This window comes from Ancylomarina subtilis (assembly GCF_004217115.1).
GTDB classification, from domain to species: Bacteria; Bacteroidota; Bacteroidia; order Bacteroidales; family Marinifilaceae; genus Ancylomarina; species Ancylomarina subtilis.
This window is the reverse complement of sequence record NZ_SHKN01000001.1, coordinates 512,145-526,310: the sequence shown is the minus strand read 5'-3', so window position 1 is coordinate 526,310 and position 14,166 is coordinate 512,145. Positions and strand designations below refer to the sequence as shown.

Sequence of the window (14,166 nt, the reverse complement as noted above, 5' to 3'; positions counted from 1 at the left end):
ATTGATAATTATTTACACGTTAATCCAGGAGGTTTCTGTGTCGTTTTTTACGAAGCATTGTATAAAAACGGCATTGTTCCTCGCAACACGAATCTCACAAGCAAGCCTTATGTTTAAGCAGTTCTCATTCCAGAGAAAAAAGCATAGAGGGTTAAGGCTGTGAAGCATTCAAAAATCGAAACACATGAGAAAATTATTATTTGTTTTAGCCATTAGTGGTTTGGTATTCACCTCTTGCAACAGCACGGGTGCAAAAAGCAAGAAAGAGGAAGCTCATACGCATGAAGCAGGCTGCACGCACGATCATGGTACAGAGGCACACGAGCACAATCAGGAGGAATTCAAAGTGGATTCAACCGCTGCCGGCTGCACTGAGAGTACAACAACATGTACAGCAGATGAGAAGAAATCGTGCTGCGGTTCCGAAAAAGAAGATACTGCACACGAGGGGCATGATCATCAGCATTAAAAGATGGTATAGGGAGGCTTTGGCCTCCCCTATACACCTCTTTTTGGGCAATAATTATCAATAAAAAACACCCTCATAAAAATGAATGACCCGACTTATTGCAAAGGCCAATAAGTTTATACAATACATCGTTTTAATACACACACAATGAATAAAATATATTTAATCGCTCTGGGGCTATCCCTGTCCATTATCAGCTGCAAGCCATCGGCTTCTTCAGGTCACGAAGGCCATGATCATGACGGACACGACCATGGTGAAGTGACAGCCGAAACACATGACGAACATGAAAGCCAAACGCTTAGCCTTTATAATCCGGAGACTGAACTTTTTGCCGAGTTTCACCCCCTGGTTGCGGGACAGGTTTCTGAATTTTTAACTCACCTGACTCGTCTGGACAGCTACAAACCCTATGCTGAAGGCAAATTGACTGTATCCCTGATAAAGGACGGCAAGGGTATTCGCAATACGGTTGAAGCGCCGGCTTCTTTGGGCATTTTCACACCGAGTCTGAAACCAAAGGCTGCCGGTTTATACACCCTTGTGTTTGAAATTGAATCTCAATTCGGGAAAGAACGTTTCGTTGCTAAGAATATTGAGGTCTACGCCAACGAAGAACAAGCCGAAGAGGCCCTGGAAACTCAACACAAAGAAAATCAAATCAAATTTCTGAAAGAGCAAGCCTGGAAAATTGACTTTGGCACAGAGAAAGTGGCTTATGGTATTTTCAATAAAGTGATCAAAACAACCGGCGAACTGATTGCATCGAGCAATAGCGAGATTCGCATCTCTGCACAGTCTTCGGGTATTATTCGTATGCCATCATCAGACATCGTTAACGGGAAGACCGTAAAGAAAGGCGAAGCCATCTTCTTTATTTCAGGACAAGGCCTTTCGGATAATTCGCTGACCAGCCGTTTTATCAATGCCCGTTCGGACTATGAGAAAACATCAGCTGACTTTAAAAGAGCGCAAGCCTTACGAGCTGATCAAATCATCTCCGAAAAGGAATTTAATGAAGCGAAATCGAATTTTGAGAAAGCTGAAGTGAACTACCAACTGATTTCCAGAGATTACAGCACAAAGGGAATTAAAGTGAGCTCACCAGCAACGGGCTATATCTGTAAAGTTTTTGTAAACGAAGGCGAATACGTAGAAAAAGGTCAGATCATTGGCATAGTTGACAGGGATTCAAAATTGATCCTTAAGGCTGACTTGTATCAGAAACATTTAACACAGTTATCAAAAATACATTCGGCAAACTTCAAGTTGCCATATCGTGATGAAATTTACAACACAACAGAACTTAAGGGTAAGCTAATTGCCTATGGTCGTGATATCCACGAAGAAGACTACACCACACCGGTATATTTCGAAATCAATAAGATTCCGGAGCTTTTCATGGGTTCTTACGTCGATGTTTACCTGCAGTCGGAAAGTACCCGAAAGGTTTTAAGCATTAGCAAATCAGCCGTTTTGGAAGATCAGTCCGTCTTTTTTGTATTTGTACAAACCGACGGAGAAAGCTACGAAAAACGTTTTGTGACCATAGGAGCTGATAATGGTAAGGAAATTGAAATCACAAGCGGATTAAAAGCCGGTGAACGTGTGGTCAGCAAAGGGGTTTACTTTGTGAAACTGGCTTCCTTGGCCGGAACACTACCTGCCCACAACCACAACCATTAGAATGGGGGGTTTCTGCTTAAGAAATAAACAATTTTTTAAAAGATTTCGGTGAGAATCAAGCATCGAAAATCTTCAATCATTAAATTAAAAAGACTGTGTTAAATAAAATCATACAATACGCACTACACAACCGTATGTTGGTGATGTTTGCAACTCTTCTTCTGATTTTAGGAGGAAGCTACACAACAGCCAATATGGATGTGGATGTGTTTCCTGATCTGACCGCCCCCACGGTGGTTGTGATGACCGAAGCACACGGCATGGCACCCGAAGAGGTGGAAAAGCTGGTTACATTTCAAATTGAAACAGCCGTAAACGGCGCAACCAATATCCGACGCCTACGCTCCTCTTCCTCAGCCGGATTCTCCATTGTTTGGGTGGAGTTTGAATGGGGAACGGAAATCTATCGTGCCCGTCAGATTGTAAGCGAGAAGTTGATGGCGATTTCGGACCAACTTCCAAAAGGTGCAGGCAAACCAACTCTGGCCCCGCAATCCTCCATTATGGGTGAGGTCATGATGATCAGTTTGCAATCGGACAAAAGCTCGGCCATGGACTTAAGAACCCTTGCTGACTGGAGTGTTCGCCCCCAACTGCTGGCTCTTAACGGGGTGGCTCAGGTGGTGGTCATCGGTGGAGACTACAAGCAGTACCAGATTTTGGCCAATCCTCAGAAAATGCGATACTATCAGGTCAGTATGGACGAACTGATGAAGGCTGCGAATGCCACCAACGAAAATTCGGCAGGTGGTTTCATCAACGAATTTGGCAATCAGTACAACATCCGTGGGATTGCCCGGACATCTGATCTTGATCAATTGGGCAATTCGGTTGTAAAGGTTTATCAAAAATCACCCGTTCGCATCAGCGATATTGCCAAGCTGGTTGAAGCGCCGGCTCCAAAAATTGGTTTGGGTAGCGTCAATGCTGAACCGGCTGTTTTAATGACTGTAAAAAAGCAACCTGGTGTTAATACGCTGAAGTTAACAGACAAGCTGGACGAGGCTCTTGCCAACATTCAAAAGTCATTGCCGGCTGATGTCAAAGTCAACTCCCACATTTTCCGTCAGGCAGATTTCATCACCAATTCCATTGGTAACGTAAAGGGAGCCTTATACGAGGGGTCTGTTTTTGTTATTGTCATCTTATTGGTCTTCCTGATGAATTACCGAACCACGGTGATTTCTCTTTTAGCGATTCCACTCTCACTCCTATTCACCATTATCACCCTTAAGTTTTTGGGTATTACCATTAACACCATGACCTTGGGAGGTATGGCTATTGCAATTGGCGATCTGGTGGATGATGCGATTATCGATGTGGAGAATGTTTACAAACGGCTTCGCCAAAATTATCTTTTGCCTAAAAAAGAAAGAGAGAGCTCTCTTGCTGTTGTTTATAAGGCTTCCTGTGAGATTCGTTCGTCCATTATCAATGCCACCTTTATTATTATTGCAGCTTTTGTTCCCCTTTTCTTTTTAACAGGCATGGAAGGACGTATGCTTCAACCTCTGGGGATTGCTTTTATTGTATCGCTTTTCGCCTCTCTCATCACTGCACTAACGGTGACACCTGTCATGTGCAGCTTTATGCTGACGGGAGACAAAATGTTGAATCGCAAAAATAAAGAAAGCTGGCTGGTTAGAAATTTGAATCAGGCCTACGAGAATTCACTGAAAAAGGCTTTGGCATACAAATACCTTATTCTAGGCTCAGCAAGTGTTCTCTTTATCGGCTCACTTATTATCCTGAGTGGTCTGGGACGTAATTTCCTACCTGATTTTAATGAGGGTTCCTTAACCATTACAGCCATTACAAAACCGGGAATCTCTCTTGAGGAGTCGAATAAGATTAAAGTGATCGCTGAAAAAGCCATATTAACAATACCCGAAGTTCGATTAACAGCCCGACGTACAGGGCGTTCTGAACTGGATGAGCACTCATTTGGAGGAAACACCTCGGAAATTGAGGTGCCTTTTACATTGACTGAACGCACCAAGGCTGAATTCCTTGCCGAAGTCAGAAGTAAACTGAGTAAAATTGCCGGGGTTAACTTTGCCATTGGCCAGCCCTTGAGTCACCGTATCGACCATATTCTTTCGGGAACCAAGGCGAATATTGCCATTAAAATATTTGGTCCCGACTTGTCGAAGATGTTCCAGATGGCTAATCAAATTAAGGGATCCATTTCTCCAATCGAAGGGGTTGTGGATGTGAATGTGGAACAGCAGGTAGAAATCCCTCAAATCCAGATTCGCCCTAAACGGGATATGCTGGCCAAGTATGGCATCTCGATAGCGAGTTTCACGAGCTTTATCGATATCGCCTTTGCGGGTGAAAAGGTATCTGATGTGTTCGAGGGCATCAAGGCTTTCGATCTGGTTGTAAAATACGATGAAGAGAATCGTGGCAGTATTGATGCCATCCGCAATGCCCTGATTGACACCTGGGACGGCAAAAAGATTCCCTTAAGTTACGTGGCCGATATTCAATCTCAATCGGGACCCAATACCGTAAGCCGTGAGAACGTGCAACGTAAATTGGTTGTATCAGCCAATGTTGCAGAAAGAGACTTGCGTTCCGTTGTCAATGATATTAAGGCAGCGATTGATCAGGATATCGAACTTCCAGAGGAATATCGAGTTGAATATGGCGGGCAATTTGAGAGTGAAGCAAATGCCTCTAGAACTCTGGCTTTAACCTCTATCATCTCCTTTTTGATCATTTTCTTGCTTCTGTTTCAGGAGTTCCGTTCAGCCCAATTGGCGGGTATCATTCTATTAAACCTGCCTTTGGCACTGATTGGTGGTGTTTTCACCATCTATTTCACCTCGGGCATGTTGAGTATCCCGGCCATTATCGGTTTCATTACCCTCTTTGGTATTGCCACCCGTAATGGGATTCTGCTCATCTCAAATTATCAGAATATGCTGGATAAGGGCATAGAACTCAAGGAGATTATTATTCAGGGGTCTATTCATCGCTTGAGTCCCATTCTGATGACCGCTCTGACTGCTGCCCTAGCCCTGATTCCTATGGCTTTGGGAGGTGATCAGCCCGGAAACGAGATTCAAAGCCCGATGGCAGTTGTTATTTTGGGTGGTCTGTTGACCTCTACCCTTCTGAACATCTACCTTATTCCTATTGTTTACCTGTTATTAAACTCTAAAAAGAAATCAATATGAGAGCATTAATAATCGGTCTGTTGGCACTGGTATTGAGTCTGAATGTTCAGGCTCAATCAGACCTAAAAGACGTGTTGCAGGCCATTGAGATGAATAATCTGAGTTTAAAAGCTCAAAATCAATACATCGAATCACAGAAAGTAGGCTACAAAACAGACTTGAATCTGGCCAATCCTGAGATCGCCTACGAAAAGAACTTTTCAGATCAGGAAGGAAATCCTTATGAGATTCTGATCAGTCAGGCCTTTGATTTTCCAACGGTTTATCTTCATAAGAATAAACTGAAGAAAGCCAAGACGGCTAATCTGGATAACCTCTTACAGCAAAGCCGTCAGGATATTCTTCTGGCAGCTCAAAAGGCCTGTTTCAATCTGATTTACCAGAACAAACTGAAGGCACAATTGAGCATTCGCTATGAGAATGCTCAAAAGTTAGTCGAGTTTTTTCAGAAGAAACTGGAAAAAGGTGATGCCAATATCTTGGAAATGAATAAGGTCAGGATTGTTCTGTTAAACATCAAGAATCAGGTTCAGCTTTGTGAGACTCAAATCAGCAATCTGAATGAGGAACTCAAACAGCTCAACGGTGGACAAGCCATTGTTTTCAAGACCACCCTCTACCCGGAGCTTGCTTTGGAAGAGGATTATTCAAAACTTGAACTGGACATTTTAAATGGCAGTCCAAAACTGGATTTGATGCGAGCCAATATGGATATTGCTTCAAAACAAACAGCCTTGGTTAAGAATCAGGTTTTACCCAAATTCAATTTGGGTTACCGATATCTCAATTCGGATATCAACAAAGCATTCAATGGCATCAATATTGGCATCAGCATTCCACTTTGGGAAAGCCGAAACAAGCTTAAGTTTGCTAAATTGAATCAATTGAGCCAGGAGAGTGAGTTTTTGGCGCAGGAGAAAATTCTTTTGTCAGATGTGCACAAAACCTATCAGAAGGTTCAAAACCTAAAAGCTTCGCTATCTGAATACCAAATGATTCTGGAAGGCAATCATATGGATGAGCTCTTAAAGAAAGCTCTGGACTATGGGCAGATATCAAGTATCGAATACTTTATGGAAAGCCTCTATTTTTATGACAGCTTCGACACCTACCTGCAGGTTGAGAAAGAATATCAGCTTGCACTGGCTGATTTGCTGAAATATCAGCTGTAAGTCAATCGACTAAAAACGAAAGCCCTCTATAGTGATAAACGAACTATAGAGGGCTTTTTATTTAATTGAGTATCGCCACAAAATCTTCTGACCTTAAGCTGACGATACACTGCTTTTTTCTTTTTACGACTAGACAACCATATCGTAACGTGATACCTTATTGACACCTTTAATTTGTTTCAGTTTGGCTATCAGGTTATTCAAATGGTCGATATTTGAAATCACAACCGTTAATTTACCCTCAAAACCACCGGCATTGGTCTCAACCTGAATGGAACGCATCTTAACCCGCAGGTCTTTGGTGATCACCTCTGAGATGTTATTCACCATACCCAACTCATCCTCTCCTGTAATATGCAAAACGGCCTGATAGGAAGCACTTCCTTTAGATGTCCAGCTTGATTTAACCACACGGTAAGGATAACGCGTCAGCATCTCATTGGCATTGGGACAGGATACACGGTGGATACGAATACCTTTCCCAATAGAAATGAAACCAAAGATTTCATCCCCAAAAATCGGATTACAACACTTCGACAGGGTGTAGTCCACATTGGCAATATTCTCATCCACAATCAAAACATCCTCACCCCCTTTTTCCTGAGCTTTAGGGGCTGCGATTTTGTGCTCAACAGTGGCTTTTTCTTCCTCCTTTTTCACCATGATCTCTTTAATCTCTGAAAGATCATGCGTTTCTATAGCAATATTGTAATACAAATCAGAAGCCAACTTGTATTTGTAACGATTCAGTAATTTTCGGATATTCTCATCACAGAACTCAATTTTCCAGTTCTTCATTCGGCGCATCAGCATCTCTTTTCCAAGATCAGCTTCCTTAACCCGCTCTTCGTTGATGGTTTGACGAATTTTATTCTTTGCCTTTGTGGTGACCACAAAACTCAACCAGTCCGATTTAGGCTTCTGATTATTGGAGGTGGTTATGGATACCCGATCGCCATTCTGCAAAACCTGACGAATGGAAACATTACGCTGATTGACTGTTCCGCCAATACACTTATCACCCAAATCAGAATGAATGGAATAGGCAAAATCCAGCAAGGTAGAGCCTGATTTTAATTGCTTTAAATCCCCCTTAGGCGTAAAAACATAAATTTCCTTGCTGTATAAATCCGCTTTAAAATCATCGATTAAGTCGACACTACTGTCCTCTCTACTTTCAAGAACTTCCCGAATATCCTGAAGCCAATTATCCAGACCACCATCGCCCTTATCGCCTTTGTATCTCCAATGAGCCGCAAAACCTTTCTCGGCAATATTGTTCATTCGCTTACTTCGAATCTGAACTTCGACCCATCGGTCCTGCAAGCCCATCACCGTAGTGTGCAAAGACTCATACCCATTCGATTTGGGGATGGTAATCCAGTCGCGCATACGTTGTGGATTGGGACGATACAAATCAGAAACAGCCGAATAAACCTGCCAGCATTCTGACTTTTCTTTCTTCTCCGAAGCTTTAATAATAATTCGGATGGCAAAAATATCGTAAACTTCCTCGAACTCAACCTGCTGCTTTTTCATCTTATGCAGAATAGAAGCAATCGACTTGGTACGGGCTTTTATCTTATACTTGATTCCCAAATTATCCAGCTCTGTGCGAATAGGCGCCACAAAGTCTTTAATATAGGCCTCACGTTCCTCTTCAGTATCCTTAAGTTTCTGCTCCAGCTCAAAATATATTTCAGGCTCAAGATATCGTAAAGCTAAATCTTCCATTGATGATTTAACCTGATACATGCCCAAACGATGCGCCAATGGGATATAAAGAAAGTTGATTTCCTTGGCCAGAGAGATTTGTATGTCCCGGCTCTTATTTCCCGCATTACGCAACTGAAACAATCGATCGGCCAGAATAATCAGCACAACGCGAACATCATCAGCAAAACTCAAAAGCAGCTTTCTGAAATTCTCCGTATGCAAAGTCGGATTTTGTGCATAAATCTCAGTAACCTTGACCAAGCCCTCAATAATTTGAGTCACCTTAGGACCAAACATCGATTTAACCTCTGAAATACTAATATGCTTTTTCTGAACAATATCGTAAAGCATGGAACAAATAACCGATGTACGTCCCAAGCCCAGTTCAGACACCACAATCTCTGCAATTTCAAGTGTCCTGAAAATGGCTGGGTCCCCATTGGTTCTTCGCTTTCCTTCATGATCTTCCAGGCTTAAATTAAAAGCCTTTCGAACCAGTTTGATATCATCCTGAGAAATAATATTCTTACATGATTTCAGGAGATTTTTATATCGATAGAGTATTTGTCTTCTTTCCTCTTCTTCTTGTGTTATAGCCACCATAAGTTTCTTTTTACAATTTAGAACTCAAATCCGGAGCTTTTATTATATCTGTTATATAACAAACGCCTTTCTAAATTCAACGATCAGCTGATAAAAGAACAATGAAAATGCCCTTTTATAATTCGACTAAAAGTATAAAAGCTTCATCTCAATGGCAAATAGATTATCGTTTTTTAACGCTTGACAGGCTGTAATTAATTTTACCTAAGATAGAGGCAATCTCATGTTGAAATAATGCGATGATTTATTAAATTTGTTTGCTTCGACAGCTCGAATCATTAAAATTACACATGACAAAGACACCTAAACGCATCCTTTTTACCCGAAACCTGAATTCAGAACAAGTTGAATTTGGGACGAAGCTAAACTGTTTGATTGATCATCACACTTTTATCCGTATCGATTTGTGTCAGCTTGATCAAAAGACCATCGATATCATCAATTCCGGAGATTACCCCAATTGGATATTCACCAGCCAAAATGCGGTTCGGAGTCTGATGCAATTTCAAGCAAAGATTCAGTTTGACAAGGTGAATAAATGCTATGCTGTGGGAGAAAAAACAGCAGAACTGCTCAAAAACATCGATCTCACAGCCGAGATTCCCCAACGTCAGAATGCCGAAGCCTTATCACACCTACTCGAAGAGCAAAGTTCTGAATCGTTCTTGTATTTTACGGGCAACCTGCGTCAGGATACGCTGATCAACTTTTTCGAAGAGCACGACACCCCTTATAAGGAAATACAGGTTTACGAAACGCATTTAATTCAGCCCGAAATCGATTTGGAGAACTATGATGCCATCTGTTTTTGCAGCCCAAGTGCGGTTCACAGTTTTTTTAAGAACTACCAACTAAAGAACAACCAGCCCTGCTTTGCCATTGGTTATACAACGGCTGTGGCGCTTGTCGACTACTCCGATAATGTGATGCTGGCCGATCAAACCAATGTTTACGCTTTAATACAATCTTGTAATCAATATTTAAACTCATAAAACTGACTAATATGCACCAATACAAAAGAAGTTCCGAACTGTTCGATCAAGCTCAGCAGTACATTCCCGGAGGTGTTAACTCACCCGTTAGAGCCTTTAAATCCGTAGGTGGCACACCCGTTTTTATCAAAAAAGCAAAAGGCAGTATACTGACCGACGAAGATGATAATGAATACATCGATTACATTTCGTCATGGGGGCCAATGATTTTGGGCCATGCTCACCCAAGTGTGATTAAAGCCATTAAGAATAAGGTTGAAGATTCAACCTCATTTGGGGCACCAACCGGATTGGAAATTGATATTGCCAAGCTGATTGTGGATATGGTTCCCAATATCGATAAGGTGAGAATGGTGAATTCAGGAACAGAGGCTTGTATGTCGGCTATTCGTGTGGCTCGTGGTTATACAGGGAAAAATAAATTTATCAAGTTCGAAGGTTGCTACCATGGTCATTCCGATTCGTTTTTGATTAAAGCAGGTAGTGGTGCCAGTACTTTTGGTGAGCCAAACTCACCAGGTGTTACGCCGGGTACGGCTAACGATACCCTGACTGCCAAATACAACGATATTGAAAACGTCAAGCAAGTTGTGGCTGATAATAAGGGTGAGATTGCCGCAATTATCATCGAAGCCATTGCGGGTAATATGGGTTGTGTATTGCCTAAAAAAGGATTCCTCGAAGAATTGCGTCAAATTTGCGACGAAGAAGGGATTCTATTGATCTTCGACGAGGTGATGTCCGGTTTCCGTCTGGCTAAAGGGGGTGCTCAGGAATACTTTGGCGTTAAAGCTGATTTGGTCACCTTTGGTAAAGTGATTGGCGGCGGTATGCCGGTTGGGGCTTACGCAGGTCCTGACGAGATTATGAAGGTGGTTTCTCCTGTTGGACCCGTATATCAGGCTGGAACGCTTTCAGGTAACCCAATTGCCATGATTGCAGGTTATACCCTACTGACTGAATTGAATGAGAAACCCCAGCATTTCACCGAACTGGCTGATAAGTGTGAATACCTTCACAAAGGCTTGGATAAAGTCTTAGCTGATTCAGGATTCGCATACAAAATTAACCGTTGTGGTTCTATGATCTCGGTTTTCTTCACCGATGTGGATGTGGTTGATTTCGACACAGCAGCTACGGCCAATAATGAGCTGTTTCCTAAATTCTTCCACGAAATGTTGAAACGCGGCATTTACTTGCCACCATCATCATTCGAAAGTTATTTCCTTTCAAACTCATTAACTTACGAGATGCTTGATAAAACCATTCAGGCCGCTAAGGAATCATTGGAAGCCATGAAAGCGTAAACCTTTTAAGACTTTATATATCATCCCAAGTTCAGATAATGAGCTTGGGATTTTTTGACTAGTGATCGCAAGACAAATCAAAGGACGATTTTACCTCTGGTCAAGTCAAGTCTGATTCAAATTTTGTAGATTTACGTTTAGCTTATATCCAATAACAAACTCAAGCCTAAATCATGCACATCAGTAAAAAAAATCTACTCGACACACATCAACGAATCAAGCCATATATCCATAATACACCCGTTTTAAGTTCTGGTTTAATTGATCAAATTGCAGGCGCACAGCTCTATTTCAAATGTGAGAATTTCCAGAAAATGGGTGCCTTTAAAATGCGAGGCGCGATCAATGCCATTCTGCAACTGAGCGATGAGCAAAAGAAACGTGGCGTTGCAACCCATTCGTCGGGAAACTTCGCTCAAGCTCTGGCACTCTCAGCAAAATTGCAAGCAATACAAGCCTATATCGTTATGCCCGAAAATGCCCCTGAGGTTAAGAAAAAAGCGGTAAAAGGTTATGGTGGACAAGTTATAGAATGTGAAGCAAATCTTGAAGCCCGAGAAACGACCCTAAATAAAGTCGTTGCAGAAACAGGTGCTACATTTCTACATCCCTACAACGACTATCAGGTGATTCAGGGCCAAGGGACAGCTGCGATGGAGTTGATTGAAGAACATGATGATTTGGATTATATTATTGCTCCTGTTGGTGGTGGTGGTCTGCTTTCAGGAACAGCTTTGGCTGCCTGCCACTTTTCACCTAAAACCAAAGTCATCGCTGGTGAACCTTTAGGAGCTGACGATGCCTGGCAATCACTTGAAAAAGGAGAACTGATTCCGCAAGCCAATCCTCAAACCATTGCTGATGGGCTATTAACCTCCTTGGGAGACAAGACTTTCTCCATTATTCGCGATTACGTTGAAAAAATCATCCGTGTAGAAGAAGACGAGATTGTTTCTGCCATGAGACTGATATGGGAACGCATGAAAATCATTGTTGAGCCCTCAAGCGCTGTGGCTCTGGCCGCCCTTCTGAAAGAAAAGGACAAATTCAAAGGCAAGAAAATTGGCATCATCCTATCCGGAGGAAATGTAGATCTGGGAAATTTACCTTTTTAATATCAACGGCTAAAGATATTCAACAAGAAATAGTAGTAAAACAAATTAGGCACTATTCAAAAAACAGAAAGTATGGATCATGAGAAAATTAACAAAACGGACCTCTTAGCTATAGAAAGAACAAAATTGGCTAACGAACGTACGTTTTTAGCTTATTTCAGGACATGCATTGTTTTCCTGAGTTCGGGCTTTGCGATTCTAAAAATTGACATGTTGCACAATCTAATCTTATTAGCCTACTTCTTTATTATAATAGCATTCCTAGTTATGCTAATTGGAATCGTACGTTTCTTTCATGTGAAAACAAAAATCAATAAATATTACCATTAATTTGAATCATTGGCTTTGACAAAAGCTAATGGATAGAACCAGCCGCCATCGCATACCTTAAATATTTAATAAGTCTCACTTCTAAAGACCATATCATATCCTCGTCGATATGTGGAAAATCTCAAAATAAACAAATGCTAAAAGTTGAATTCCATACTCTAAATGAAGTTGCAAATGACTCGTTAAAATATGCCGTTATTGTCACAGCAGATAGTAAGGGCAATTGGATTTTTGTGAAACACAGAGAACGGACAACATGGGAGATTCCCGGTGGCAGACGAGAATCCAATGAGGATATTCTGAAAACAGCCGAAAGGGAATTGATTGAAGAAACCGGAGCGACTCGCTTTAGTTTAAAAGCCATATGCATCTATTCGGTGAGCGTCGATTCAGAAAAAACCTACGGACTGCTTGCTTATGCCGACGTTCAGGAATTTGGTGAAGCTTTAACACTCGAGATAACTGAAAAGAAGGCTTACAGTGAAATGCCAGCTGAACTGACCTACCCATTCATTCAACCCCTATTGCTTGATCATGTTGTAAAAGAGAGAATGAGAAAACAAAACAGCTAAACTTGACCGATCCCTAAATATGTCGTATATTCAGCTGTTTGAAAAAAAAAGGCTTGCTTAACGTGTTATTGATAAAATAACAACCCGAAATCCAAATAAACTAAGCAAGACCAGTATTAAATATGAAGAAAAACACCACAAAACCAAGCGAAAGTCATCTTGTTCCCAAACAAATCACTCCTACACGTCTGCAAGAATATGGTGTCGGGATTTTTAATGCAGCCTTAACCAAATCGGCCCTAAAAAAAGCCTTAAAGAAAAAACAGATTAGGGTTAATGGCCATATTGCAAGTACAGCTACTTTTATAAAAGGAGGTGAAACCATTAACATTTTCATTCCGGAAGAAGTCGCTCCTAAGAAAAAACTCATCTTTCCTCTTGATGTCTTATTTGAAGATGATTATCTAGCTGTGATTCATAAGCCTGCAGGCATATTGGTGAGTGGTAATCATTTTAAAACCATTGCCAACGCCCTGGTTCAAAATATCAAGCCAAGTCCCCTTTCAGATGCAACCAGGCCCCAACCTGTTCACCGATTGGATTATGCAACCACTGGTATTCTATTGGTTGGTAAAACAAATAGTAGTATTCGTACTCTCAACAAGATGTTCGAAAACAAAGAGCTTAACAAAAACTACTATGCAATCACTATAGGCGAAATGGAATCTAAAGGAGAAATCATTTCAGAGATTGATGGCAAAAAATCACAATCGAATTACACAGTATGCCAATCTGTTACATCAGAACGATTTGGAAAACTCAATCTGGTTCAACTGGAACCTCAAACGGGACGGAGACACCAATTGCGTATTCATCTGTCAAGTATTGGGAATCCAATACTAGGAGACAAAACCTATGGAATTGAGAATCTAATTTTAAAGGGGAAAGGTTTGTACCTCCATGCCTATTCTTTAAAATTTATACATCCCTTTACAAATGAAAATTTACACCTGAAGGATGAACTTCCTCAAAGATTTAAAAAGATATTTGATTAGATTAAAGTCGTCTAAATATTTCTA

General features: G+C 41.3%; 11 protein-coding genes. 10 read left to right on the top strand and 1 reads right to left on the bottom strand.

What is annotated here, in order from left to right:
* Positions 1–184 precede the first annotated feature (184 nt).
* The 4 genes from EV201_RS02200 (at position 185) to EV201_RS02185 (ending at position 6,512) form a co-directional block, all read left to right on the top strand.
* Positions 185–469: a hypothetical protein gene (locus EV201_RS02200; RefSeq protein WP_130305764.1), complete on the top strand. Its 285-nt coding sequence runs from the start codon at positions 185–187 to the stop codon at positions 467–469.
* Positions 470–616: 147 nt separating this feature from the next.
* Entirely contained in the window at positions 617–2,155 is a 1,539-nt protein-coding gene (locus EV201_RS02195) for an efflux RND transporter periplasmic adaptor subunit (protein ID WP_130305763.1), read from the top strand.
* Between the two features lie 95 nt (positions 2,156–2,250).
* A complete protein-coding gene (locus EV201_RS02190; protein ID WP_130305762.1) occupies positions 2,251–5,340 on the top strand; it encodes an efflux RND transporter permease subunit in 3,090 nt (1,029 codons plus the stop codon).
* Positions 5,337–6,512 carry a TolC family protein gene (locus EV201_RS02185; RefSeq protein ID WP_130305761.1) on the top strand — a complete coding sequence of 392 codons (1,176 nt, stop codon included), beginning with the start codon at positions 5,337–5,339 and terminating at the stop codon, positions 6,510–6,512. The genes EV201_RS02190 and EV201_RS02185 overlap by 4 nt, the downstream gene beginning before the upstream one ends.
* A gap of 129 nt (positions 6,513–6,641) precedes the next feature.
* On the opposite strand, the gene EV201_RS02180 is transcribed toward EV201_RS02185, so the two are convergent.
* Positions 6,642–8,831, bottom strand: a complete 2,190-nt coding sequence (locus EV201_RS02180; protein WP_130305760.1) for a RelA/SpoT family protein — start codon at positions 8,829–8,831, stop codon at positions 6,642–6,644.
* A gap of 290 nt (positions 8,832–9,121) precedes the next feature.
* On the opposite strand from EV201_RS02180, the gene EV201_RS02175 reads away from it, so the two are divergent.
* From EV201_RS02175 to EV201_RS02150, 6 genes are all read left to right on the top strand, one after another.
* Positions 9,122–9,823: a uroporphyrinogen-III synthase gene (locus tag EV201_RS02175; protein ID WP_130305759.1), complete on the top strand. Its 702-nt coding sequence runs from the start codon at positions 9,122–9,124 to the stop codon at positions 9,821–9,823.
* An 11-nt stretch (positions 9,824–9,834) separates the two neighbouring features.
* Positions 9,835–11,130 carry a glutamate-1-semialdehyde 2,1-aminomutase gene (hemL, locus tag EV201_RS02170; RefSeq protein ID WP_130305758.1) on the top strand — a complete coding sequence of 432 codons (1,296 nt, stop codon included), beginning with the start codon at positions 9,835–9,837 and terminating at the stop codon, positions 11,128–11,130.
* A 173-nt stretch (positions 11,131–11,303) separates the two neighbouring features.
* Positions 11,304–12,245, top strand: coding sequence for a pyridoxal-phosphate dependent enzyme (locus EV201_RS02165; RefSeq protein ID WP_130305757.1), 942 nt, complete (start codon positions 11,304–11,306; stop codon positions 12,243–12,245).
* Between the two features lie 72 nt (positions 12,246–12,317).
* Positions 12,318–12,575 carry a DUF202 domain-containing protein gene (locus tag EV201_RS02160; RefSeq protein ID WP_130305756.1) on the top strand — a complete coding sequence of 86 codons (258 nt, stop codon included), beginning with the start codon at positions 12,318–12,320 and terminating at the stop codon, positions 12,573–12,575.
* A gap of 134 nt (positions 12,576–12,709) precedes the next feature.
* Entirely contained in the window at positions 12,710–13,147 is a 438-nt protein-coding gene (locus tag EV201_RS02155; RefSeq protein WP_130305755.1) for an NUDIX hydrolase, read from the top strand.
* Positions 13,148–13,269: 122 nt separating this feature from the next.
* On the top strand, positions 13,270–14,142 hold the full coding sequence (locus EV201_RS02150) for an RluA family pseudouridine synthase (protein ID WP_130305754.1): 873 nt from the start codon (positions 13,270–13,272) through the stop codon (positions 14,140–14,142).
* Positions 14,143–14,166 lie beyond the last annotated feature (24 nt).

Bases quoted from the DNA above. Each gene is read 5' to 3' on its own strand.
- EV201_RS02155 (WP_130305755.1), top strand. From the start codon at position 12,710: ATGCTAAAAGTTGAATTCCATACTCTAAATGAAGTTGCAAATGACTCG.
- EV201_RS02175 (WP_130305759.1), top strand. From the start codon at position 9,122: ATGACAAAGACACCTAAACGCATCCTTTTTACCCGAAACCTGAATTCA.
- EV201_RS02180 (WP_130305760.1), bottom strand. From the start codon at position 8,831: ATGGTGGCTATAACACAAGAAGAAGAGGAAAGAAGACAAATACTCTAT.
- EV201_RS02200 (WP_130305764.1), top strand. From the start codon at position 185: ATGAGAAAATTATTATTTGTTTTAGCCATTAGTGGTTTGGTATTCACC.
- EV201_RS02195 (WP_130305763.1), top strand. From the start codon at position 617: ATGAATAAAATATATTTAATCGCTCTGGGGCTATCCCTGTCCATTATC.
- EV201_RS02150 (WP_130305754.1), top strand. From the start codon at position 13,270: ATGAAGAAAAACACCACAAAACCAAGCGAAAGTCATCTTGTTCCCAAA.
- EV201_RS02165 (WP_130305757.1), top strand. From the start codon at position 11,304: ATGCACATCAGTAAAAAAAATCTACTCGACACACATCAACGAATCAAG.
- EV201_RS02160 (WP_130305756.1), top strand. From the start codon at position 12,318: ATGGATCATGAGAAAATTAACAAAACGGACCTCTTAGCTATAGAAAGA.
- EV201_RS02185 (WP_130305761.1), top strand. From the start codon at position 5,337: ATGAGAGCATTAATAATCGGTCTGTTGGCACTGGTATTGAGTCTGAAT.
- hemL (WP_130305758.1), top strand. From the start codon at position 9,835: ATGCACCAATACAAAAGAAGTTCCGAACTGTTCGATCAAGCTCAGCAG.